This window comes from Pseudomonas sp. McL0111 (assembly GCF_052567255.1).
In genome coordinates this window covers 3,352,745-3,376,963 of sequence record NZ_CP199585.1, presented here as the reverse complement: position 1 = coordinate 3,376,963, position 24,219 = coordinate 3,352,745, and the positions used below count along the sequence as shown (strand labels likewise).

The window sequence follows — 24,219 nt, the reverse complement described above, 5'->3', positions numbered from 1 at the left end:
CACACGATACTTCGACACTGACGGCTCACGACCATTCCAGAGCTGTTATCCCATGCAAACACCGATATCCCCGCTGCAACGCCATACCGCACAACAGACAGAATACCGTGCGCTGGTGACTGGATTGCGGGCCGTACAGGCAGCCTCCACTGATCTCGACAACTTTTACCTTTCGCCCGAACCCGACTCGCGCCTCGGCATAGCGCACAACCTCGCGCAAACACTCCTGCAGGCGCTGTTCGAGGATGCGGGCGACGCACTTTTAACCCAGCAATTGCAAGCATCCAGCGGGCAGCTGACGCACGTCAGTGCGGTGGCCAACCAGTGCCGGTTCACCAGCAGTCGTCGTGATCAAAGTGATGCCAGCTACATCATCAAGGATGTGACCAAAGCGCCAGAAAAGATTCGCCGGTTTCAACGAGCATTGCTGAGTATAGGCGCACACCTGCGTTCCGACAGGTTGCTGCCGCTTTCGCAGTTGCTGAGTGAGTCCGGGTTCACACTACCGCGAACGCAAGATGCAGATGCACTGACCCGACTGATCGACGAAGTTGAAGAGCAACGCGCGCGCCATCGGCTGAATCTTCATTCGGCGCCTGCGATTCTGATGACTGACGACGACAAAACCACCGTCCACGACCTGATTGGCGATTGGCTCACGGGCAAAACCCTGTCGGCAATCGACTGCCTGGCCAGCGAGGTGGCTCCGCCGTTAACGCCCAGACAACTTGAGCGCCAGCCTTTCGCCTGCCTGGAGCGTCTGCTTGGTACGCCAAAAGCTCGTGATCTTGGCCTGCTCCTGCTGAAAGCCCTGGCTTGGTACGGTGCCGAACCCGGGGAGCAAACAGCCCCGGACGTCGGGACACACCTGCTGCTGGATGTCTTGCGTCTGTGGTATGACCTGCCTCGCCATGACAGTCCGACCGATCTGGCCGGCTTTACCATGGAGCAACGCGCCAACTACGGGAAAAGCTACACCGCCATTCAGCGGGACTTTTTGCAACATCTTGAAGACTCGGATCGAGTGTCGACGCCAATCGAAAAGGCGTTGCTGGGAAACATCTGCCTGACGCAATTTTCCGTTGAGCTTCAGGTGCGTGACATTCCAGAGGATCTGCCATACGCCTCCTCGGTGGTCTGGGTCAATTTCGTGCATGGAGCCCACCTCGCCCACGCACTCGATCCTGAGTCGTTGCAGTATCTGACCTTTCAACAGTTGACCGATTTGCCCCTGAAGAAAAGCGAAAATGCCACTCCCGAATTACAGGTCTTGATAGCAATGACACGCGCTCCGGCGGCACTGACCTGGGCGCTGGCGACCGGTACGATCGGGCCTTTGGACGAACTGCAGACCGGGCAACACGCGGTGCAACGTCTGGAGGACCACCGGACCCGACTGAACAAGGCGGTCCTGCTGCTGGATGTCGATCCGCCGCAACGTTTGTCACTGGCAAAACGCGAACTGGAACGGGCACTGACAAGCGGCCTGTACGACCACACCACCATTAAGTTGAAGCGCCACCATCATCGACCGGCCAGTCGCGCCCGACGCAGTATTTTCGACACCCCGGATGTGGCACTGCCCACCTGGCCGCTGCTGGAAATCTATGCATCCGGTGGCCTGACGCCCGATACCCGGTGGTACGTCAGCAGCGATGGCAGACGCGCCAGTGAATGGCTCAGTCTGTCCGCAGAGCGGAAGCTGAGTAGCGGCTTTGTCAGCAATGAAAGACCGGGGCAACCGCTTTCGCGTTTCCCGCATAACTGTACGTTGCCCGATATCAAGACGCTGTTCGATCAGCAATTCAATGACTATCTGGCCAAGACCAGAAACGCCTATGAATATTTGATCAAAAGCCAGCTGGTCACATTGCCGTGGGACGATCGTCGGGCACTGGAGCATGGTGAAGTGAAAATTCACAGCCTCAGGGATAAGACACGCCACATTCCGGCCCACCTCGAAACCGCAGAAAACATACTGCCTTACAGGGCCCGCATGGGCTTCATACTGCAGGTCACTTATCTGGGGCAGCCGCGTTTCTACGAGTGCCTGCCCCGTGCCGGTGTAATACGTAAATGCCCGAAGCTGACGCTCTCGCATATCGGTGGTTTGCTGTTGTCAGCGCTTCCCCCAAAGCGCGGAAGAACCCGCGGCCAGAGCATTACCCGCATCGTCGGCCGCCCCCTGCCACTCGATCGGGACGCACACGAAACCGGCTCGATACCCAAAAAGGACGCAAGGTGCGTGGCGATCCTTGAACCTCTGGGTGAAGCCTTGAGCCCATCTTCGATCCCGCAGGCCCATCACGACAGTTTGCCGAACCTTACCTTTACTTCGGCGCGAACCGGCCAGATCGCCGCGTTTGTTGCTACTCACTTGTTCTATGTCGATGAACAGACGCTGCGCAGCGAAGCATGGGGAGATACCGGTTTCGAGCGTGATAACAACGGAAATCACTGGACCCATGCCCTCAAGGGGTTCATCCCGTTCTGGGGCAGCCTCGAAGACCTGCAATCGGACAATTCCGGCAAACGGGTGCTGGGCATACTCGGCCTGTTGCTCGATATCGTTTCGTTCGCGATTCCTCTGGGCAAGTTCGTCGCGGGCAGCATTCGCCTGGCAGCGGTAGCAGGGAAAATGGCCATTCGTGTGGTGCTTCCACGCATCGCTCAATTGTCGAAAACCCTGCTGATTTCCAGTTTGCGCAACTTCAACCCGCTGGACTCTGCGCCCGCGCTGCTGAAGCTTGGGGGGCGCGGATTACGCGGAGTCGTGCGTGCTGTGGGCCATCTGGAAAATCGTGCGCTAATGCGCCTGAAAAAGCAGGCAGGCAGAATCGCTGAATATGATCTGTTGCATAGCTTGCCGCAGTCACTTGACGCCGGCCGCTGGAAACCACTGGGCCATGCTGACCAGCTCGCAGTGGTCAAAGGCATTGACGACGTTCCGGTGCGCAACGTTTCGGCCAGCGGCTCCAGGTACCATCTACTCGATCCGCAGTCCAACCGCCCTTACGGCCCTCGACTGACGCAACTCGATCACGATTTTTCACCGGGGCGCTCCCACTACAGCGGCGTGAAAAAAAACGACGATCAGCTCGTCATCGAACTGTCGGAAAAGTCACGCGTGCAACACCTGCCCGAGGCCGGTGGACGCACCACGGTAATGATCGACGATGTGCCCTATCGACTCGACGGCGATGAGCTGTGCCGGGTTGATCTGCTCGATGACAGTCGCCAGTGGACACTGCTGCCATGCCGGATTCGACGAGCGCCGGGGCGCAGCGATTGTCGTGTCAGCTATGTCACCGACGACCCCGCGCCGACCCCGGCCCTCGGCGCGATCGACAAGGAAAGAGGCTATGCGCCATGGTTCGGCGAACGGGTCTCGGAACCGGTCAGCATGGGCCGTCATGAAGGGACGTTCCTCGCGGTCGATGGCAAGCTTTATCGAATCGTCAATAATCGGCCGTCCCTGTTCACCGGCGAACTCGCCCCCCTCGGCTTCCGTGACGGCAGACTGGTGCCCAGACAAAAAATCGAGGCCACGCTGCAGTTTCGCAAAGGCATCTATGCCCGGATCAAGACCGGTGGATCGTACGACGGGCTCGACGATTCACATCAGGTTGGCGCAATTCTGGTACAGGCCATCGACGATTCAGCCTCCCACGTGTTTTTTCGGATCAACAGCCATGAATACTATCTGTCGAGCCTGCGCCAAGGGCAAATCCCCGGCAAACAACTGACCTTCAATCGCCTGACGAGCGCTGAACTGACAGACGGTACGCTCGGCGCAGAACTGCTGACCGTTTATACCGGATCACTGAACGCCAACAACATGGTGCGCATCCATGGTCTCGAATCGGTGCAGCGCGCCATGCTAACCATGGAGCAGATCGCCATTCCTCTCGGCACCAGCACGCGCCCCGCGAACAACATGAAATGGCTGAAGGTCGACACCAGCCCGGGCGAAGCCTTGATGTTCGATCATTCGACCCGAATGATCGTCACTCGCTTGCCTGAGGGTGCCGTCACGTGGGCGCGCAGCAAGGAAGCGCCGGAAGCCTTTCGGCAGAAAACCGCTGAAATTTTCGACACGCTGTTTTTGTCACCGACGATTCAACCGGCCAATGCCAACGCGGCGCTACGCATCGACGGCAGCATGCAAAAACTGCAGAACCTGTTGCCCATGCGCGAACGACCGGTCAACGCCCGCAACATCGCCTACGCCGAGGTCACCACCGCCAGTGGCCAGCGGGAAATCTATGTCAGCGTTTCCGGTGCACAGGGCAGCACCCAGCGCTTGCCGTTGTTTCGGCACATGGGCGCCAATCATGTGCGGATCGGTCAGACCACCTACATCAACGTCGATTACAGCGCAGCCTTCCCGAAAACGTCACTGGAGGTGACGGAACAAGGTCAACTGCTGGCCGTGCCGCTGACCATCAAGGATCTGAAAACCTATCAGCCGGCACAAACCGTCCGACCGACTTCGCTCGACAGTGAAAGCAAACTGATCAGGGTCATCCGCGACAAATATCCCGACACCACGGAAATACGCTCGGTCGACATCGCGACGACCATGCGCCCGTGCGAATCATGTTCGCTGGTAATGAAGCAGTTCGGCCACGATGGCGGGGAGAACGCGCTGCAGGTGCTCTGGAGCTGATTACATCCGCTGCAAATGGCCGTAGAGCTTGGCGTACAGCCCGCCATCGGCGATCAGTTGCTGGTGATCGCCGTCCTCGGCCACTTGACCGCCGTCGAACACCAACACCCGATCCGCCTGCTTCACCGCCGACAGGCGATGGGCAATGATCAGCGTGGTGCGGCCACTGAGGAACCGCGCCATGGCCTGATGCAGATTGTATTCGGTGGCGGCGTCGAGGGCCGAGGTGGCCTCGTCGAGAATCACCACTTTCGGCTCGGCGAGGATCATCCGTGCAATCGCCAGCCGTTGCCGCTGGCCGCCGGACAAGCGCACGCCAGAGCGCCCGACGATACTGTCCAGACCATCAGGCAGGGCGCGAATGGTCGCCTCCATCTGCGCGATTTGCAGCGCCTGCCAGCAGTCTTCGTCGCTGCGCATCCGGCCCATGGTCAGGTTGGCGCGCACTGTATCGTTGAACAGCGCCGGATGCTGCAGCACAACGGCGACGTTTTCGCGCACGGTCTCAAGGCCGATTTCCTGTTGCGTCGAACCACCAAAACGGATGGTCCCGGCCAATGGCGTGTACAGACCCAACAGCAGTTGCACCAGAGTGCTTTTACCGCCGCCGCTGGCACCGACAATCGCAACCTTTTCACCCGGAGCGATAGACAGGTTCATCTGATCCAGCACCAGTTCATCACCATAGCCAAAGCTCAGGCCCTGCACTTCGATGCCAACGGTGTCGCGCCCCTTGAACGGATCGATGCCGCCCGGGTATTGCGGCTCATCAGCCCGCGCCAGCAGTTCGTTGATTCGCGTCAGCGCCCCGCCCGCCGCGTAATAGGCGTATTGCAGGTTCAGCAGTTGTTCGACCGGGCCGATCATGAACCACAGGTAACTGAACACCGCGAGCATCTGCCCAATCGACAGATCGGAAAACAGCACGGTAAGCATCGCTGCCGCACGGAAGATGTCGATGCCGAACTGGAACAGCAAGCCGCTGGCGCGGTTGGAGGCATCGGTTTTCCACTGCGAATTGACCGCGTAATTGCGCACTTCCTGCGCCCGCAAACCGAGCCGTCCGAGGAAGAATCCCTGACGATTGCCGGCGCGCACTTCCTGGATCGCATCGAGGGTTTCGCTCAATGCCTGAGTGAAGCGCGCAGTGCTGTCGTTCTCCAGCTTCTTCAGGTGTTTGACCCGTTTGCCCAACTGCACTGTGGCGTAGATTACCAGCGGGTTGAACAGCAGAATCAGCAATGCCAGTTTCCAGTGCATCCACATCAGAATGCTGGCGGTACCGACCAACGTCAGCATCGCCACCAGGAAACGGCTGAGGGTTTCGCCGACGAACTTGTCGAGGGTATCCAGATCGGTGACCAGATGCGTGGTCACCGTGCCGCTGCCGAGGCTTTCGTATTCGGCGAGGGAAATTCGCTTCAAGCGTTCGATCAGGCGCACGCGAATGCGATAGACGATGTCCTTGGCCAACCGCGCAAACAGCCGCGCCTGCAACACACCAAAACACAACGCGCTGCAACGCAGGGTCAGGGTAACGACCAGCATCAGACCGATATAACCGGCCGCCTGCTGCCACATACCCGGCAGCACCTGGTTCATCACTTTCAGCGCTGAATCGCCATGGCCGAGCAGGACTTCATCGACCAGCAATGGCAGCAGCAACGGAATCGGCACGCTGCACAGCGTCGCCAATACGGCCACGCCGTTGGCGATCCACAGGGATTTTTTATGATGCAGTGCCAAGCGCCGGACTTCTGCCCAGCTCAGCCGGTCGACACGCTTTACGGCTGGCGTGTCATCGGCCAGGTCAGGCACAGGCTGCGCGCTCCAGCCAGCGGCCAAGCAGCGGCGAGAGTTCGCTGAGCGGTTGATAGCCGTTGGTCAGCAACGCCAGTTGACCATTGCGCTCGGCAAGCAGAGTCGGGAACCCGGCAATGCCCAGATCCTGCACCCAACTGAAATCAGCCTGGGTCGCGTTGTGTTGATCGGCATGATCGAACAAAGCGGCAAATTCGATACGCGGCACGCCCGCCTGTTCAGCCAATTCCACCAGCACGCTGGCCTGGGTTACGTCGCGGCCTTCGGCGTAAAACGCTTGCTGGATCAGCCCGACCAGTTTCCAAGCGCAATCCGGCGCAAGGCTGCGCGCAGTGACGATTGCGCGGCAGGCCGGTTCGGTGTCGTAGACAAAACCGTCAGGCAACGCGCCCTCAAGCTTGAACGGCTGGCCAGTGGCCTCGGTGACCGCTTGCCAGTGTTCGAGAATGTAGCGTCGGGTGGTCGGTTCGAGTGCCGCACCGCTGCCGGTGCGCAGTCCGCCGACCACCAGATGCAACTCGACACCCGCCGCCTGAGCCTGCTCGACCAGAGCCTTGGCCACCGGAGCAAACCCCCAGCACCAGGAACACATCGGGTCCATCACATAGAGCAGGCGCGCAGACATGGTTCAGACCTCGGAGGATGCTTGCTTATAGTTGTAGCCGATCGGGTGCGGCTGGTTGCGCGCCTTGGCCAGTTCGATCTGCTTCTGCCGATCAATGGCGCTGCGGCGAGTCTTCTCGCTCAGCTTGTCCCAGCAGTGCGGGCAACTGATGCCGGCCACGTAATGCTCGGAGGTGCGATCTTCAACGCTGACCGGTGTGCGGCAGGCATGACATTGATCGTAGTCGCCTTCGCTGAGATCGTGACGCACGGTCACGCGGTTGTCGAAGACGAAGCAGTCGCCCTGCCATTTGGTCTCTTCCTGCGGCACCTCTTCGAGGTACTTCAGAATGCCACCCTTGAGGTGGTAAACCTCTTCGTAGCCTTCGGTGAGCATGTAGCTCGAGGCTTTCTCACAACGAATGCCGCCGGTGCAGAACATCGCGACTTTCTTGTGCACGGCCGGGTTGAAGTGAGCTTTGATGTAATCGGGGAATTCGCGAAAACTGGTGGTTTTCGGATCAATGGCGCCTTCGAAGGTGCCAATCGACACTTCGTAATCGTTGCGCGTGTCGATCAACAGCACTTCCGGGTCGCTGATCAACGCGTTCCAGTCTTGCGGATCAACGTAGGTGCCGACCTTTTTATTCGGGTCCACGCCTTCGACGCCGAGGGTGACGATCTCTTTCTTGAGCTTGACCTTGGTGCGGTAGAACGGCTGATCGTCGCAATACGATTCTTTGTAATCGATGTCGATCATGCGCGGGTCGTTCTTCAGCCAGGCCAGCAGGCCATCAATGCCTTCGCGACTGCCGGAAACCGTGCCGTTGATGCCTTCTTCGGCGATCAGCAGGGTGCCTTTGATGTCGTTGTCGACCATCGCTTGCAGCAATGGCTCGCGCAGGGCGACGTAATCTTCGAGGGTGACGAACTTATACAGTGCCGCCACGACAATCGGTTGTGTCATGGGTGTTTCTCCAGGTGGCTACCCTCGTAAAGGGTGAACCGGATACGAAAAAAAACGCGCCGGGTTAGCGGCGCGTTGCGGATTCTAGCAAAAACACGATGGTTTTAGGATCTGTCGAAACTCTGTGGCGAGGGGATTTATCCCCGTTCGGCTGCGCAGCAGTCGTAAATCCGATAACGGAGGTTCAACTGGAGAAAAGGGATTGAAGGGTTTTGGGGCTACTTCGTAACCCAACGGGGATAAATCCCCTCACCACAACAGCCCCTCACCCAATACTCCCTCACTACAAAAGCCGGCAGATCTATCAGTGCTTGCTACCGCCAGCACAGGTCGGCGACGCCGGGGCGGCGCCGATCTCTGCCCATTCCTGCGGGGTGTAGGTGTGCAGCGCCAACGCATGGAACTCGCCCATCAGCTCGCCGAGCGTGCCGTAGACTTTCTGGTGGCGCTTGACCCGGTTCAAGCCTTCGAACTGCGCGCTGACCACCACAGCCTTGTAGTGGGTCTGTAACCCGCGACTGTGCATGTGGCTTTCATCCAGCACTTGCAGATGCTCGGGCTGTAACAGGCCCAGCGTCGATTCGATGCGTTGTTGCATGGTCATACCGAACTCCGCTGATTACTTCTTCTTGGCCGGAGCTGCGCCTTTCGGAGCCAGCTCATTGGTCATGTCATCCAACAGTTTGTTGACGACAGGCACTGCGCTTTCCAGCTTGGCCTGGGTCATCTGGGCCGATTGCTGAGTCAGCTGCGGCATTTTTTCCAGGACTTTCTTGCCCAGTGGCGACTGGTAGAACGCGACCAGGTCTTTCAGCTCGGATTCGCTGAAGTTGCTGGTGTAGAGCTTGACCATGTCAGGCTTGAGCTTGTTCCAGCCAATGGCCTGGTCCAGCGCAGCGTTGGCCTTGGCCTGGTAGGTTTCCAGTACGGCTTTCTTGGCTTCCGGGGCTTTGGTCTGTTCAAAACGCTGGGCAAACATCTGCTGCACTTGCATGTACACCGGAGTGCCCAGTTTGTCAGCGTGTGCCAGGGTCAGGAAAGCTTCGGCACTGGCGTTGTGGCTGGCGGTATCGGCAAGCACCTGGCCGCTGGCGCAAACCAGTGCAACCGCGGTGCAGATGGCACGAAGACGAGTCATCGAGTTTCCTTTTCTAGCAGGCGAGGTAAAACCCCAAGGGGGGCCATTCTGCGCCTAAAAATCGCTGCGGCTCAACCCCCGGGCCTTGCGGCGCTTGATTGACCGGGTTTTACCGGTCAACAATCGGGTTGATGGAACCACCTGGGCCGAACCGGGCCTAAACTGCGCAAACAGACCAACAGGAGTGTGCACGATGAGCCGTATCGAAACCGACAGCCTGGGCCAGATCGAGGTCCCGGACGACGCTTACTGGGGTGCTCAGACGCAACGCTCGCTGATCAACTTCGCCATCGGACAGGAACGCATGCCGCTGCCGGTGCTGCACGCCCTGGCCCTGATCAAGAAAGCCGCGGCCCGGGTCAACGACCGCAACGGTGATCTGCCCGCGGACATCGCCCGCCTGATCGAACAGTCTGCCGACGAAGTCCTCGACGGCCAGCACGACGACCAGTTTCCACTGGTGGTCTGGCAGACCGGCAGCGGCACCCAGAGCAACATGAACGTCAATGAAGTGATCGCCGGCCGCGCCAACGAACTGGCCGGCAACCCACGCGGCGGCAAGACGCCGGTGCACCCGAACGATCACGTGAACCGCTCGCAGAGTTCCAACGACTGCTTCCCCACGGCCATGAGCATCGCCACCGCCCGCGCCGTGCAGGAACAACTGCTGCCGGCGATTGCCGAGTTGTCCGGCGGCCTCGCCGAACTGGCCGCCCGCCACATGAAACTGGTGAAGACCGGCCGCACGCACATGATGGACGCCACGCCGATCACCTTCGGTCAGGAAGTGTCCGGGTTCATAGCGCAACTGGATTACGCCGAGCGAGCGATTCGCGCCTCATTGCCAGCCGTTTGCGAACTGGCACAGGGCGGCACCGCAGTCGGCACCGGGCTGAATTCGCCGCATGGTTTTGGCGAGGCGATTGCCGCTGAACTGGCGGCGTTGTCGGGCCTGCCTTTCGTCACTGCGCCGAACAAATTTGCCGCGCTGGCCGGGCACGAACCGCTGACCACCCTCTCCGGCGCGTTGAAAACCCTGGCCGTGGCGCTGATGAAAATCGCCAACGACCTGCGCCTGCTCGGCTCCGGCCCACGCGCAGGTTTTGCCGAAGTACGCCTGCCGGCCAACGAGCCGGGCAGTTCGATCATGCCCGGCAAGGTCAATCCGACCCAGTGCGAAGCGCTGTCGATGCTCGCCTGTCAGGTGCTGGGCAACGACGTGACAATCGGTATCGCTGCGAGTCAGGGTCACTTGCAGCTGAACGTGTTCAAACCGGTGATCATCCACAACCTGCTGCAATCGATCCGCCTGCTCGGCGATGGTTGCAGCAACTTCCAGCAGCATTGCATCGCCGGGCTCGAACCGGATGCGCAGGTCATGGCTCAGCATCTGGAACGTGGCTTGATGCTGGTGACGGCGTTGAATCCGCATATCGGTTACGACAAGTCGGCGGAAATCGCCAAGAAGGCTTACGGCGAAGGGCTGACCTTGCGTGAGGCGGCGCTGGAACTGGGTTATCTGACCGATGAAGAGTTTGATGCGTGGGTGCGGCCGGAGAATATGACCGAGGCTGGCGCCAAGGGCTGAGAACTTTAGCGCCTGTCAGACCGTCATCGCGGGCAAGCCACGCTCCCACAGGGTCATGTATCGCCTGTGGGAGCGTGGCTTGCCCGCGATGAACGATGACGCGTTTTAACTGGCAACCATCCGTGCCCGCCGCGCCTTGAGCCCGGCAATCAACGAAGGCCCCAACGCCACCAGCGCCGAACCCAGCACCACCAGCACTGCCCCGCCGTAACCCAAGCCATTGATCTGCTCGGCATGCACATAATCCGGCCAGACTTCGGCCGCAATCGCTACCGCGCCAAAGGTCACCAACGGCGTAATCGCCAACGTCGCACTGACCCGCGAAGCCTCCCAATGCGCCAGCGCCTCGGCAAATGCGCCATAGGCAATCAAGGTGTTCATGCAGCACGCCAGCAACAACCAGCCCTGCAACGGACTCAACTCCAATGCTTCCAGCGGATGCACCCACGGCGTCAGCAACAGCGCGCAAAACAGGTAGATCACCATCATCACTTGCAACGAATTCCACACCGTCAGCAATTGCTTCTGCCCCAGCGCGTAAAACGCCCAGACCGTCGAACCCAACAGCACCAGCAGCACGCCAGCGGTGTAGTCCGACAGCGAGGTGAGCAACTCCGCCAGACGCTGATTGAAAAACAGCACGAAGCCGATCAGCAGCACCGCGAGGCCAACGCCCTGACCGATGCTGAAACGCTCCTTGAACACGAAAACACTGGCGACCAGCAACATGATCGGCCCGGTCTGCACCACCAGTTGCGCGGTGCCGGGGCTGAGCAACTGCAAGCCCATCAGATACAAAACGTAGTTGCCGACCAGCCCGAGTACCGCCATCAGCACCAGCCAGCCTCCCTTGGGCCCGAGCACTTTGCGGCTCGGCAAACGCTTGGCCAACGACAGATAGATAAACAGGCAGCCACCGGCAACCGTCAGGCGATACCAGGTGACCGTGAACGGGTCCATCACCTGCAACACCTGCTTGAGTTTGATCGGCAAGATTCCCCAGAGAAACGCGGTCAGCAGCGCGAGGAACAATCCATACACCCAGCGCCCGGAAGATATGTGCATGTGAACCCCAAAAGCCTGCTGACGAGAGCGCTCATTCTAGGCGCAGAGGCTGGCGCGACACAGGGACAGTTCAGGCCAGGCCGCGAATGAAACTGTGCAGGTCGCAACGGTTTATTGGCGCACTGCCGTTGATCGGCTGAAGGAGCGAGCCAAGTGCTTCAGGCATAAGCTGATCGGACTCATTCATGGCCATTTCAGGAGACTTGCCATGTTAGCCATGCGCGCCCAGGACGCGGCCCCCGCCACGCATTTTCGTAGTGAGCGGATTTGCCGGGTCAATGGTGATCTGTATTTCAGCACGCGAGAAAACACCCTTGAAGGGCCGTTCGACAGTGCCGAGTCCGCTGAGCAAGAGATCAAGGCCTATATCGCGCGGATGCAACTACTCGATTCCCGCCCTTGAATAGTGTTGATACCAATCGCCAGCAGGCTGGCTCCCACAGGTTTTTGTGCTGAACACCAAACCTGTGGGAGCCAGCCTGCTGGCGATGCTATTGGACTGACAACAAACCTCTCAAGGCTTAACGCACCGCCTCAAACAACCCGGTAGCGCCCATCCCGCCACCCACGCACATGGTCACAATGCCATAACGCAAATTGCGCCGTTGCAGTTCACGCACCAGATGCCCGACCTGACGCGACCCGGTCATGCCGAACGGGTGACCAATGGAAATCGAACCACCATTGACGTTGTACTTCTCGTTATCGATTTCCAGCCGATCACGGCTGTAGAGGCATTGCGAAGCGAACGCCTCGTTCAGTTCCCACAAATCGATATCAGCCACTTGCAAACCCTTGGCCTTGAGCAGTTTCGGCACCGAGAACACCGGGCCGATACCCATTTCATCGGGCTCGCAACCGGCCACGGTGAAACCACGGAAAAATGCTTTCGGCTTGAGCCCCAGTTGCAGGGCTTTTTCCAGGCTCATCACCAGCGTCATCGAGGCGCCGTCGGACAGTTGCGATGAATTGCCCGCAGTCACTGAGCCGTCTTCAGCAAACACCGGTTTCAACCCGGCAAGACTTTCGTAAGTGGTGTCAGGGCGGTTGCAGTCATCGTGATCGACGATGCCGTCGAGAATCTGCACTTCACCGGTGTTCTTGTCTTCAACCCGGTACTTGACTGACATCGGCACGATTTCGTCAGCGAACAGCCCCGCCGCTTGTGCCTGCGCGGTGCGTTGCTGACTTTGCAGGGAGTAACGATCCTGCGCTTCACGGCTGACGCCATAACGCCGCGCGACGACTTCGGCGGTCTGGCCCATCGTGTAATAGATGCCCGGCGATTGTTGTTTAAGCAAAGGGTTGATCAGGTGGTCGGTATTGACGCTTTTCATCGTCAGGCTGATCGATTCGACGCCGCCGGCGACAATGATGTCGCTGCAACCCGAGGCAATCTGGTTCGCGGCAATCGCAATTGCCTGCAACCCGGATGAGCAGAAACGGTTGAGGGTCATCCCGGCAACGCCAGTGCCCAACTGCGACAGCACCGCAACGTTGCGGCCGATGTTGTAGCCCTGCGCGCCTTCGTTGGAGCCGGCGCCGACGATGCAATCCTCGACGCTGGCCGGGTCGATGTCGTTGCGCGTCAGCAGCGCGTTGACGCAATGCGCCGCCATGTCGTCAGGGCGGGTCTGGTTGAACTTGCCGCGAAAGGATTTGGCCAGGCCGGTCCGTACGCTGTCGACGATCACCACTTCACGCATGGCATACCTCATTGTTGTTATCGGTTGAGAGTGGACTCGAGCATAAGTCCACCCCGGCGCCGACCGCGACAATCATTCACCTCGCGTATGCGGGTCCATCGGCTTAGCTCTTGTGTTTTTTCTCGTGCTTGTCGGAACGCTCGAAAGCCTCTTCGAGTGCGCGATTGATCGTGCGCAGCACTTTGACCCGGGCCCAGCGTTTGTCATTGGCTTCGACCAGCGTCCACGGGGAAATTTCGGTACTGGTGCGATCAACCATGTCGCCCACGGCCGTGCGATACACGTCCCACTTTTCACGGTTGCGCCAGTCGTCCTCGGTGATCTTGAAGCGCTTGAAGGGGATTTCCTCGCGCTCCTGGAAGCGCTCCATTTGCGTGTCCTTGTCGATTGCCAGCCAGAACTTGACCACGATCACCCCGGCGTCGGCGATCTGCTCTTCAAAGTCGTTGATTTCGCTGTAGGCGCGCATCCAGTCCGCCGGACTGCAGAAACCTTCGACCCGTTCCACCAGCACCCGGCCATACCAGGAGCGGTCGAACACGGTGAACTTGCCCCGCGCCGGAATGTGCCGCCAGAACCGCCACAAGTACGGCTGCGCGCGCTCTTCTTCGGTCGGCGCGGCAATCGGCACGATGCTGTACTGGCGCGGATCAAGTGCAGCGGCGACACGACGGATCGCCCCGCCCTTGCCTGCCGCATCGTTACCTTCGAATACCGCCACCAGCGCATGTCGACGCATGCGTTTGTCACGCATCAACCCCGACAGACGCGCCTGTTCGGTGATCAATTGTTCTTCGTAGTCTTTCTTGTCCAGACGCCGGGTCAGGTCGAGACTGTCGAGCAGGTTCAACTGATCGACCGCCACGCCTAGCGGCGCAGCGGTGACATCGTGCGTCTGGATGCTCTGGCGTTTCAGCGCACTTTGCAGGCCTTCGAGCAAAATCTTGCCGACCGCCAGGCTGCGATAATGGGCGTCCACACCTTCGATCACGTGCCACGGCGCGTAGTCGCGACTGGTGCGGCGCAACACGCGTTCGCCGTACTTGACGAATTTGTCATAGGTCTCCGATTGCTGCCAGTCCAGCGGGCTGATGCGCCAGCTGTGCAGCGGGTCATCGGCCAGCGCCTTGAGGCGGGCCTTCATTTGTTTCTTGGAGAGGTGAAACCAGAACTTGAAGATCAGCGCGCCTTCATCGCAGAGCATTTTTTCCAGACGCTCGGCGGCGTTGATCGCCTGATCCAGACGCGGGTCCTTGAACAACCCGTGTACCCGTCCCTGCAACATCTGGCTGTACCAGTTACCGAAGAAAATCCCCATCCGCCCCTTGGCCGGCAGCATCCGCCAGTAACGCCATGCCGGTGGCCGCGCCAGCTCTTCATCGGTCTGCTGGTCGAAGGTGCGCACTTCGATCAGGCGCGGGTCCATCCACTCGTTGAGCAGTTTGACGGTCTCGCCCTTGCCCGCGCCTTCGATGCCGTTGATCAAGATGATCACCGGAAAACGCTTTTGCTGCTGCAACTCGAACTGAGCTTCAAGCAACGCTTCACGCAGAGCGGGCACGGCGGCTTCGTAAGTGTCTTTGTCGACGGCGTGACCGATTTCAGCGGATTCGAACATGGGACAGCTCCTTACAGGGTTCAGCAAGACTAGCGGATGTTGCGATCTTTTGGCATTTTCCCCGACATGCCCAGCCCTCACCTTGCCATGGATCAAGCGCCCCCTGCGCGATCAGCTAGAATGGCCGCCTTGCCGTTGCCGAGCCTGCCATGAAATCTGTAATGCCCCACGCCCAACTCGACTGGGACGACCAGGGACGTCCGCATTCGCGGGTGTTCGATGACGTGTATTTTTCCGACAAGTCAGGTCTGGATGAAACCCGTTACGTGTTCCTCGAACAGAACCGTCTGGCCGAGCGTTTTGCCGCGTTGCCAGCAAATGGAAGACTGGTGATCGGCGAAACCGGCTTCGGCACCGGGCTGAATTTTCTCTGCGCCTGGCAGTTGTTTGAACAGCACGCGGTGGCCGGCGCGCGGCTGCATTTTGTCAGCGTCGAAAAGTACCCGCTCAGCCCTGCTGATCTGCAACGGGCACTGGCGCTCTGGGCGGACCTCAAGCCATTGGCCGATCAGTTGCTCACGCACTACGTGGCGATCCATCAGAGCTTTCAGCGCATCACCCTGGCCAACGGTCGAGTGACGCTGACGTTGATGATCGGCGACGCACTGGAACAACTGCCGCAACTCGACGCGCAGATCGACGCGTGGTTCCTCGACGGTTTTGCCCCGGCGAAAAACCCCGACATGTGGACCGCCGAACTGTTCGTCGAACTGGCGCGACTGGCCGCGCCCGGCTCGACCATCAGCACCTTCACCAGCACCGGCTGGGTGCGGCGCTTGCTCAACGCCGCCGGGTTCAAGATGAAGCGCACACCGGGCATCGGTCACAAGTGGGAAATCCTGCGCGGCGAGTTTCTCGGCTGGCCACAGGATGTGGTGCCACCGGTCCCGGCCAAACCATGGTTCGCCCGTCCTGCACCGCTGACCGGTGAACGTCGGGCACTGGTGATCGGTGCAGGTCTGGCCGGTTGCGCCAGCGCCGCTAGCCTCGCTGCTCGCGGTTGGCAGGTCAGTTTGCTGGAACGGCATGACGCCGTGGCCCGCGAAGCTTCGGGCAATCCGCAGGGCGTGCTTTATCTGAAGTTGTCCGCGCACGGCACAACCCTTTCGCAAATGATCGTCAGCGGTTTCGGCTACACCCGACGTCTGCTGGAAACCCTGCAACGCGGCACGGATTGGGACGATTGCGGCGTGCTGCAACTGGCGTTCAATGCCAAGGAAGCCGAGCGTCATGCGCAACTGGCCGAGGCGTTCCCGGAAGATCTGGTGCATTGGCTCGATCAGCCGCAAGCCGAAGTGCAGGCCGGCATCGCTCTGGCCCATGGCGGTTTGTTCTACCCCGAAGGTGGTTGGGTGCATCCGCCAGCACTGTGTCAGGCGCAAGCTGCACAGCCAAATATCACCTTGCTGCAACATCACGACGTGTTGCAACTGCGCAAGGTCGATGACCAATGGCAAGCGTTCGACGGTGACCGCCTGCTCGCCGCCGCCCCGGTGGTGGTACTGGCCGGTGCCGCCGAGATTCAGCGCTTTGCGCAGAGTGCCGACTTGCCCCTCAAGCGCATTCGCGGGCAGATCACCTGCTTGTCCGAAACCGAGCAAAGTCAGGCACTGCGCACCGTGGTGTGTGCCGAAGGTTATGTCGCCCCGGCCCGTTTGGGTGAGCACACGCTGGGCGCCAGTTTCGACTTCAACAACGAAGATCTGACGCCGACCACCGCCGAACATCTGGGAAATCTGGCGATGCTCGAAGAAATCTCCCACGACCTGGTCTCGCGCCTGAATATCAGCGAACAGGACCCCGAGTTGCTTGAGGGCCGCGCTGCATTCCGTTGTACCAGCCCGGACTATCTGCCGATTGTTGGCCCTCTCGCCGAACGCGAAGCCTTTACCAAGGCTTACGCAGCGCTGAGCAAGGACGCCCGACAGGTGCCGGACGTCGAATGCCCATGGCTCGACGGTCTTTACGTCAACAGTGGTCATGGCTCACGCGGGTTGATTACCGCGCCACTGTCCGGCGAGCTGCTCGCCGCGTGGCTGGACAATGAGCCGCTACCGCTACCCAGGAGCGTGGCCGAGGCCTGCCACCCCAACCGGTTCGCGTTGCGGCAGTTGATCAGAGGAAAGTGACTGGCTGTCTTCAGTCGCTGGGGATGGCACAGATGCCCAGCGCACTCGTTCGCAATGCCTGCTCGGTCAGTCGTTCCAGCACCGTATTTTCAGCGTCTTCTCTGGCGACCTTGATTGCATCCATCTGTGTGAGATAACTGGCAGTGGTAATCCTGCTGGCCTGATCGAACACAGTGTCCATCTGGGTCGAGTAGGTTTCACTGACCGTATCGAACTGACGTGGAAATTGATCTTTCAGGTAATCACTCCAGAACGGTTGCTGCACCAGGTACTTCAGCAACGCGGGACTCAGTTCGGCACTGGACACCTGATTTTTTGCGGTTTCCAGTGCGCTGGCCGTGACACCGCTCAAGGATGCATAGCGCATATGTCTGGGTTGTCCGGGCAGATCGAAATGGTCGGCAAGGCCGGTTCGATAAGCAAGGCTAACTTCCAGTGGATCGACTGCAGGGTTTCTCAGCATGTGCTCGCGCGCGATTCCGTCCAGTTGATCCAGTCGAAACAGACCGCGCCCCAGCTTCAACAAGGACGCCGCACTGAGTGGTACGCCTGTCCGGGCATGTGCGACTCTGTCGATTTCGGCAGCAACTTCCAGGTGGCTGAAGTTCAAGGCTGCCGAATCCGTACAGTTGATCGGATTGGCCGCCAGTTCCAGTACTTGTTCTCGCAAAGCCGAATTGCTTTCGCAAGCATTCAGGACATTCCAGACCCGACGTGTCATGTCTTCCTGAATGTACCGGGAGTCGGCGGTATGAATCAGTTCCGACAGTAACCGGAACAACCCGTCTGCTTGCGGGTCGTCTTTCAATGCGGTCCAGATCGCATTGCGCCTGGTAAATGTCTCGCCAGCCCCCTCAGGCAGCCAAAGCGCACGAGCCGCCTGTTCATTCAAACGAGTAATGTCGTCTTCGATGTAGCCCATGCCACTACCCACGCTGTCGCGATACTGTTTCAGACGTTCATTGCTTGAGTCAGTCAGCGGGTTGTGACGCAAATTGATGGTTTCACTGAAACGCCTTGGGCTGGAAAACAGCCAATCAGGCAGCTCCCTGATGTCGTTGTCACGCAGATCCACGCGATCCAGATTGGGCAGACGTGCCAAACCTTTGGGCAATTCGGTCGCCCGGGTTTCGCGAACGGAAAGAAAACGAAGGTCAAACATTTTGCCGACATCCGGCGTTGCTCCCAGCGGATTGTCGCTCAGATTCAACACTTCGAGCGTGCGCAACTCAGACAGTTTGCGCAGAGTTTGCTCGGTCAACTTCAATTGGTTTTTGGCAAGGCTGAGCCGCTTCAAGGCAGGCATATGGGAAATCACTTCAGGCAACAGGCTGATCCTGTTCCGATCAAGCTCAAGTGACTCAACCTGCTTGAACGCTTTCAGAAAATAGACGACATCATTGTCCAGTTCCATGTTCTTGAGCGATACCTGCTTCACATGATCAAAGGTCAGATCTGCAGGCAATACTGGAAGCTTTCCAACCCTCATGCCTTCAAGCGTCAAGGTCGGTTGTGCGAGGCCATTTTCACTGACTGCCTGCGTAATCTGCCGCCAACTGTCCTCGACAAGGTCTGCCACCAGGCGTCGGCCTTCACGCACCTCGGACAGATCGCCACCGAGAGCTTTCATGGCGTTTTCATCTTCACTCCAGGCATCGAGCACATCACGTAATCTTTTCAGCACCCGTTGCAGGCGCTTTACCTCCAAGGCCCTGCTCATCTGATCACTGCCCAGACCATCGAGAATGCTCCGCGCCTGCGTTTCGGAGAACCGCGGATAAAGTCTTGTGACCTTGCGCACCAGTGCACGCGGATGAGAGGAGGTTTCGCCGGGGGAATCCCCTTGAATGCACGGGTCATCAAGACGTGCTGTACCAAGCTTGCCGGAAGCCAATATCTCGACAGCGTCTTCCCGCGTATCCAGAGCAAGGTCCAGCAACTTGCCGCGCAAGCGTACGTAGTCACTTGCTTGAGGATCAGAAAAGCCGGCAGCGATCCGTTGGCTGGGCGGAATAGCCTTGAGAATGGCCTCGCAAAGGCTGGTCGGCCCACTTGCAACCGCGCCCAGCGATTGTCTTTCGCCATCGAAAACTTCATATCCCTGCGGTGTCTTGACCACCGTGCACTTGAGCGCGGACACCGAAGTGTCCTCACCGACAGCCTCCAGCAATCGACCGTTGATCGTACCTTCGCGCAGTTCCAGACGTAGACTCGTGTTCCAGCCATGCAGCCGAGGCAGCAACTGAACTGCGAGTTTCTCGCTGTCAGCGTTGGTGACTTCCGGCAGTATCCATCCAGCGAGCGCCCGATCCAGACGCGCCGTCTGCTCTGCTTCGCGCAACTGCTGAGCCAGGCGCATGGGCACTCGCCCGGTCTTGCGCACATGAAGGCGTTCGACACTGGTGGCTCTGGAAATCAATGCCTGAGCCTGGCGTGAGGGCACATTGGGCAGGACCCGGCGCAGCTTCAACCCATCATCGGTCTGCCACTGATCAGAGTGTCGATATAACTGTTCAAACAAAGGTCGCCGATCAAGCTTTACGGCTTCGCCCAATTTCTTGGCCAACAGTTTGGTTACATCGCTTTTCGCGGCCTTAACGCCTAACAAAGCCTCTACTTCCTGCGGGTATAAGCCATTCACCACCGTTTCCAACAACTCACCTCTGGCTAACTGCCCCTCTGTGACGATGACGCTCAGAGCGTCATCGTCTACCAGTGTTGGTGGATAAGTCGCGGAGATCTCCTGTTCATCATTGAGTACTTTGATGTAACGCTCTTCCGGCCACCCGGAAAGCGCCGGTAAAGCATGCAACTGGGACGGAGCGTGATCGGCGACGGAGGTTTCAGCCCGCTCCATGGCACTGATGAACTGACGCAGTTGCGCATCCAGTTGCAAACGTACTAGGGCTTCTCTCAAACGTGCCGGCAGTGGCAGGTTTTCGACACTCAGGCGCTGCATCTCACTAACGGGGGCTCCGATAATCCGCAGGGTTTTTTCCAGAGTGGCGTCTTCAAGGGTATTGAGCCGTGGATCCATGCGTTTGAGCGTGTAGGCTCCCGTCCACCCTTCCGATTGTTCATGAGGCAGCCGCCAACCGCCCTCGGGATGGCGCACCACTGTCGGCATGAAAGCTTCGCTGCGCAATGGATGCCTGATACGCCAGGTCTTCGAAACCGGCTCGAATTCGACCGCATAAACCCGCTGATCGATACGGACACAAGACTGTCCTCCCCGCAAAAAGACCCCATCGGCCCCGGCAACAGCTTCGTTCCCGAGGGAGGCCGGCAATTCATAACTCTCCAATCGAGACCTCAACAGGCGCGACTGCCCGCCTGATTTGAGGATCGCAGTAAATCCGGCAAAGAACTCCGGGTGCTCGCGCAGGGTTCGGCGTACCACGCTGCCCACCACTTTTTGCCCTGCTGCCGCCACGCCCATCAGCGCGACGTTTTGCGCAATATTCAGCAAATGGGCAAACGCTTCATCCTTGTCGCCTTCACGCCAGTCTTCGACCCCTTCGTAAACTTCCGCCAACAATTGCCCGACAGCTACGCCCATCATCAATTGCCCGACTACCGGAACAAAAAAACCGGCCAGCGTGGCAACTGTGACACCAACCTCAAGGTACTTGACCAAGCGCTGTTCACGCGCCTCTTCGTCCACATCAGCAGTCGGCACGATCAGGGTTCTGGCATCAATCTGCAATTTGCCGATATGGCTTTGCACCATGAAATCCAGGAGCGAAACGTTGATCGACAACGCTTTTACAAAGCCCAATTGACGAGAGTTGGCAAAAGTCGTCATGAAGTCGACCTTGTTGTCTTCGTCCAGACAATTAGCGAAGTAATCCTTGTAGCTGCGCACGTTCAGTTTCAGCGTCAGGTACTCCTTGAACGCATTAAAACTGGGGTACTCATACAACGGTCGATGGGGCTCTCCGGGCATATACACCAGACACCATTCGTCAGCATAGAACTGAACGGAACGTACCGAGAACACAACGACGCCCCAAATGCAGGCGTCATGGATCTCGATGCCCTGCATGATCAGTGGGCGGCCCTGGTAATGCAGCGTCTGCGCGTTGACCAGACCATCGGCATCGCTCAATCGTTGAACGGTTGCCTGTGCAGCCGGAGTGATATCGTCCTTCAAGCGAGCCAGCTGCATGTCCAGTTGAAACAGCAGCTTTTTCACTTTTCTGATTTCCTGGCTCACCAGCCCACTCGCCACGACCTTGCCGTTGACGGACTGAAAACCGAAAACCTTTGCGAAATGCTGCTGATAGAGCAGCCCCAGATTCAGCTCCCGGCACACACCGGCAAAGGCAGCGGGCGTGAGTCCGGCAACGCCGTCGGGCGTACTGAGCACCCGCACTACACTTCCCGATGGAAAGCCTGCGACTTGCTCCTCATCCATTGCAAAGTTCTGCATGGCAGCCTCCAGCAGAGTGCGCTTGGCTACCGGAGTGCCTTGAACGCCAGTCGCCTGCGCAGTGCCGGGAACGCAGCCACAGTCCACACCGGACAACTCCAGGTAATCCTTTTCCACGTTGAAACTGACCGACCACTTTTTTTCCAGAGCGATGGTCAGCAGCTCAATGCAGAAGCCTTTCAGCGGTCGCAAGCCCTTCAGTATCGGTTCGAGCTTCGCCCGCTGAACCTGAAGTGTGTGGGCCGTCTGGTCCAGCGTCGCCAAAGACACCGGGGATGCCTTGAGCAGCCAGTCGGGCAAGGTCTTGTGCAGCACATCGGCGCTATCGAGGTCGGTGGTAGCCTCCAGCAAGGCACTCCGAACCAAATGCAAATCCGAGGCCTTCGTGTCCTCGGTCACCAGGTGAATAGACATCTGCAATATCCTTATTGCGTTTGTGAACCAACACCCTATCCATCTGAACCGCGTTTTGATAATTCGATTTACTGCGGAATGCCCACGAAATCCGAGCAGTAATTTGTATGCTGAAAATAACTATCTACCGCCCCCCAAATCGTTTTTGGTGTTAACGGCGCCAAGTGCCGTACCTGTCTTTTATAACTTAATGATCTAAAACTCCCACAACCTCCCCGGGTCAGTTTCTGAGTACCGGCCATTTTGGCCGGGCAAGGATTCATCCTCCCCAACGGAAAAACCGGTAAGGACTTTATGTGCGGATTAGCTGGCGAGTTACGTTTTGATCATCAACCTGCAGACCTTGCAGCCATTGAGCGAATTACCCATCACCTGGCCCCTCGCGGCCCCGACGCGTGGGGTTTCCATGCCCAAGGGCCGATTGCCCTGGGCCATCGTCGCCTGAAAATCATGGACCTGTCGGACGGCTCGGCGCAGCCGATGATCGACAGCCAACTGGGCCTGTCCCTGGCCTTCAACGGCGCGATTTACAACTTCCCGGAACTGCGTGCCGAACTCGAAGCGCTGGGCTACGCCTTCTATTCCGGTGGTGACACCGAAGTGCTGCTCAAGGGCTATCACGCCTGGGGCGAAGCGTTGCTGCCGAAACTCAATGGCATGTTTGCCTTCGCCATCTGGGAGCGTGACGCGCAGCGTCTGTTTATCGCCCGTGACCGTCTCGGCGTGAAACCGCTGTACCTGTCGCGCACCGGTCAGCGTTTGCGCTTTGCCTCGGCATTGCCGGCGCTGCTCAAGGGTGGCGACATAAACCCGATTCTCGACCCGGTGGCACTCAATCATTACCTGAACTTCCACGCCGTAGTCCCGGCGCCGCGCACCTTGCTGGCCGGCATCGAAAAACTACCGCCAGCGACCTGGATGCGTATAGAAGCCGATGGCCGTACCGAGCAAAAAACCTGGTGGTCCCTGCCCTACGGCCCACACGAGGATGAGAAAAATCTGACCCTCGAAGACTGGCGCGACCGCGTCCTCGACAGCACCCGCGAAGCCGTGGCCATTCGTCAACGTGCGGCGGTGGATGTTGGCGTGCTGCTTTCGGGCGGTGTCGATTCGAGCATGCTCGTTGGCTTGCTGCGTGAAGTCGGCGTGGAGAATCTGTCGACCTTTTCCATCGGTTTTCAGGATGCTGGCGGCGAGCGCGGTGACGAGTTTCAGTATTCCGATCTGATCGCCAAACACTACGGCACTCAGCATCACCAACTGCGCATCGACGAAAAAGAGATCATCGAGCAGTTGCCCGCAGCGTTCCGCGCAATGAGCGAGCCGATGGTCAGCCATGACTGCATCGCCTTCTATCTGTTGTCCCGCGAAGTGGCCAAGCACTGCAAAGTGGTGCAAAGCGGCCAAGGCGCGGACGAGTTGTTCGCCGGTTATCACTGGTACCCGCAAGTGGACGGCGCGGCCGATCCGTACGCAGCATATCGCGACGCATTTTTCGACCGCAGCTACGACGACTACGCCGCCACCGTGCAACCGAAATGGCTGACGGCCAATGACGCTGCCGGCGACTTCGTGAAGGAACATTTCGCACAACCCGGCGCCGACGCCGCGGTCGACAAGGCGCTGCGTCTGGACAGCACGGTGATGCTGGTCGACGACCCGGTCAAACGCGTCGACAACATGACTATGGCCTGGGGCCTGGAAGCGCGTACGCCGTTTCTCGACTATCGACTGGTTGAACTGTCGGCGCGAGTGCCGGGCAAGTTCAAGTTGCCCGATGGCGGCAAACAAGTCTTGAAAGAAGCCGCACGCATGGTCATCCCGAGCGAAGTGATCGACCGCAAGAAAGGCTATTTCCCGGTGCCCGGCCTCAAGCATTTGCAGGGCGACACGCTGAACTGGGTGCGTGATCTGCTGCTCGACCCGAGCCAGGATCGCGGCCTGTTCAACCCGGCGATGCTCGACAAACTGCTGACCGATCCACAGGGCCAACTGACCCCGCTGCGCGGCTCGAAGCTGTGGCAACTGGCGGCACTGAACCTGTGGCTCAGCGAACAAGGAATCTGATT

Annotated in this window: 14 protein-coding genes; 5 read left to right on the top strand and 9 right to left on the bottom strand. The window is 58.9% G+C overall.

Annotated elements, in window-relative coordinates; translation table 11 throughout:
• The first annotated feature begins 52 nt into the window (after positions 1–52).
• A complete protein-coding gene (locus tag ACTWLJ_RS15445) occupies positions 53–4,669 on the top strand; it encodes a deaminase domain-containing protein (RefSeq protein ID WP_445177452.1) in 4,617 nt (1,538 codons plus the stop codon).
• Here the strand turns inward: ACTWLJ_RS15445 and ACTWLJ_RS15440 are convergent, their stop codons facing one another.
• From ACTWLJ_RS15440 to ACTWLJ_RS15420, 5 genes are all read right to left on the bottom strand, one after another.
• Positions 4,670–6,487 carry an ABC transporter ATP-binding protein gene (locus tag ACTWLJ_RS15440; protein WP_445177451.1) on the bottom strand — a complete coding sequence of 606 codons (1,818 nt, stop codon included), beginning with the start codon at positions 6,485–6,487 and terminating at the stop codon, positions 4,670–4,672.
• Positions 6,480–7,082, bottom strand: a complete 603-nt coding sequence (locus tag ACTWLJ_RS15435; protein ID WP_445181360.1) for a DsbA family protein — start codon at positions 7,080–7,082, stop codon at positions 6,480–6,482. Before ACTWLJ_RS15435 ends, ACTWLJ_RS15440 begins: the two co-directional genes overlap by 8 nt.
• A gap of 36 nt (positions 7,083–7,118) precedes the next feature.
• Entirely contained in the window at positions 7,119–8,060 is a 942-nt protein-coding gene (gene trhO, locus ACTWLJ_RS15430) for an oxygen-dependent tRNA uridine(34) hydroxylase TrhO (RefSeq protein WP_445177450.1), read from the bottom strand.
• Positions 8,061–8,364: 304 nt separating this feature from the next.
• Entirely contained in the window at positions 8,365–8,664 is a 300-nt protein-coding gene (locus ACTWLJ_RS15425; protein WP_201237292.1) for a BolA family protein, read from the bottom strand.
• A 15-nt stretch (positions 8,665–8,679) separates the two neighbouring features.
• The gene (locus ACTWLJ_RS15420) at positions 8,680–9,198 is read right to left on the bottom strand and encodes a DUF2059 domain-containing protein (RefSeq protein WP_102354097.1); all 519 of its coding nucleotides are present in this window, start codon (positions 9,196–9,198) and stop codon (positions 8,680–8,682) included.
• Between the two features lie 193 nt (positions 9,199–9,391).
• Between ACTWLJ_RS15420 and ACTWLJ_RS15415 the strand changes: the two genes are divergently transcribed.
• Positions 9,392–10,786, top strand: a complete 1,395-nt coding sequence (locus ACTWLJ_RS15415; protein ID WP_401215853.1) for a class II fumarate hydratase — start codon at positions 9,392–9,394, stop codon at positions 10,784–10,786.
• Positions 10,787–10,891: 105 nt separating this feature from the next.
• Here the strand turns inward: ACTWLJ_RS15415 and ACTWLJ_RS15410 are convergent, their stop codons facing one another.
• Positions 10,892–11,851, bottom strand: a complete 960-nt coding sequence (locus ACTWLJ_RS15410; protein WP_445177449.1) for a DMT family transporter — start codon at positions 11,849–11,851, stop codon at positions 10,892–10,894.
• Between the two features lie 208 nt (positions 11,852–12,059).
• On the opposite strand from ACTWLJ_RS15410, the gene ACTWLJ_RS15405 reads away from it, so the two are divergent.
• Positions 12,060–12,254 carry a DUF6316 family protein gene (locus tag ACTWLJ_RS15405; RefSeq protein WP_445177448.1) on the top strand — a complete coding sequence of 65 codons (195 nt, stop codon included), beginning with the start codon at positions 12,060–12,062 and terminating at the stop codon, positions 12,252–12,254.
• A gap of 118 nt (positions 12,255–12,372) precedes the next feature.
• On the opposite strand, the gene ACTWLJ_RS15400 is transcribed toward ACTWLJ_RS15405, so the two are convergent.
• Both ACTWLJ_RS15400 and pap read right to left on the bottom strand, forming a co-directional pair.
• On the bottom strand, positions 12,373–13,557 hold the full coding sequence (locus ACTWLJ_RS15400; RefSeq protein ID WP_445177447.1) for a thiolase family protein: 1,185 nt from the start codon (positions 13,555–13,557) through the stop codon (positions 12,373–12,375).
• 103 nt (positions 13,558–13,660) lie between these two features.
• Complete coding sequence (gene pap, locus ACTWLJ_RS15395; protein ID WP_445177446.1) at positions 13,661–15,175, bottom strand: polyphosphate:AMP phosphotransferase; 1,515 nt, start codon at positions 15,173–15,175, stop codon at positions 13,661–13,663.
• A gap of 149 nt (positions 15,176–15,324) precedes the next feature.
• On the opposite strand from pap, the gene mnmC reads away from it, so the two are divergent.
• Positions 15,325–17,304 carry a bifunctional tRNA (5-methylaminomethyl-2-thiouridine)(34)-methyltransferase MnmD/FAD-dependent 5-carboxymethylaminomethyl-2-thiouridine(34) oxidoreductase MnmC gene (mnmC, locus tag ACTWLJ_RS15390; RefSeq protein ID WP_445177445.1) on the top strand — a complete coding sequence of 660 codons (1,980 nt, stop codon included), beginning with the start codon at positions 15,325–15,327 and terminating at the stop codon, positions 17,302–17,304.
• A gap of 10 nt (positions 17,305–17,314) precedes the next feature.
• Here mnmC and ACTWLJ_RS15385 read toward each other — a convergent pair whose 3' ends face one another.
• On the bottom strand, positions 17,315–22,150 hold the full coding sequence (locus tag ACTWLJ_RS15385; RefSeq protein ID WP_445177444.1) for an NEL-type E3 ubiquitin ligase domain-containing protein: 4,836 nt from the start codon (positions 22,148–22,150) through the stop codon (positions 17,315–17,317).
• Between the two features lie 294 nt (positions 22,151–22,444).
• Between ACTWLJ_RS15385 and ACTWLJ_RS15380 the strand changes: the two genes are divergently transcribed.
• Positions 22,445–24,217 (top strand): N-acetylglutaminylglutamine amidotransferase, encoded by a 1,773-nt coding sequence (locus ACTWLJ_RS15380; RefSeq protein ID WP_445177443.1) that lies wholly within the window; start codon positions 22,445–22,447, stop codon positions 24,215–24,217.
• Positions 24,218–24,219 lie beyond the last annotated feature (2 nt).

What these genes read in the sequence shown, in the direction of transcription:
- ACTWLJ_RS15445 (WP_445177452.1), top strand. Translation starts at nt 53, where the DNA reads ATGCAAACACCGATATCCCCGCTGCAACGCCATACCGCACAACAGACA.
- ACTWLJ_RS15425 (WP_201237292.1), bottom strand. Translation starts at nt 8,664, where the DNA reads ATGACCATGCAACAACGCATCGAATCGACGCTGGGCCTGTTACAGCCC.
- pap (WP_445177446.1), bottom strand. Translation starts at nt 15,175, where the DNA reads ATGTTCGAATCCGCTGAAATCGGTCACGCCGTCGACAAAGACACTTAC.
- ACTWLJ_RS15405 (WP_445177448.1), top strand. Translation starts at nt 12,060, where the DNA reads ATGTTAGCCATGCGCGCCCAGGACGCGGCCCCCGCCACGCATTTTCGT.
- ACTWLJ_RS15410 (WP_445177449.1), bottom strand. Translation starts at nt 11,851, where the DNA reads ATGCACATATCTTCCGGGCGCTGGGTGTATGGATTGTTCCTCGCGCTG.
- trhO (WP_445177450.1), bottom strand. Translation starts at nt 8,060, where the DNA reads ATGACACAACCGATTGTCGTGGCGGCACTGTATAAGTTCGTCACCCTC.
- ACTWLJ_RS15380 (WP_445177443.1), top strand. Translation starts at nt 22,445, where the DNA reads ATGTGCGGATTAGCTGGCGAGTTACGTTTTGATCATCAACCTGCAGAC.
- ACTWLJ_RS15400 (WP_445177447.1), bottom strand. Translation starts at nt 13,557, where the DNA reads ATGCGTGAAGTGGTGATCGTCGACAGCGTACGGACCGGCCTGGCCAAA.
- ACTWLJ_RS15385 (WP_445177444.1), bottom strand. Translation starts at nt 22,150, where the DNA reads ATGTCTATTCACCTGGTGACCGAGGACACGAAGGCCTCGGATTTGCAT.
- mnmC (WP_445177445.1), top strand. Translation starts at nt 15,325, where the DNA reads ATGAAATCTGTAATGCCCCACGCCCAACTCGACTGGGACGACCAGGGA.
- ACTWLJ_RS15415 (WP_401215853.1), top strand. Translation starts at nt 9,392, where the DNA reads ATGAGCCGTATCGAAACCGACAGCCTGGGCCAGATCGAGGTCCCGGAC.
- ACTWLJ_RS15420 (WP_102354097.1), bottom strand. Translation starts at nt 9,198, where the DNA reads ATGACTCGTCTTCGTGCCATCTGCACCGCGGTTGCACTGGTTTGCGCC.
- ACTWLJ_RS15435 (WP_445181360.1), bottom strand. Translation starts at nt 7,082, where the DNA reads ATGTGTTCCTGGTGCTGGGGGTTTGCTCCGGTGGCCAAGGCTCTGGTC.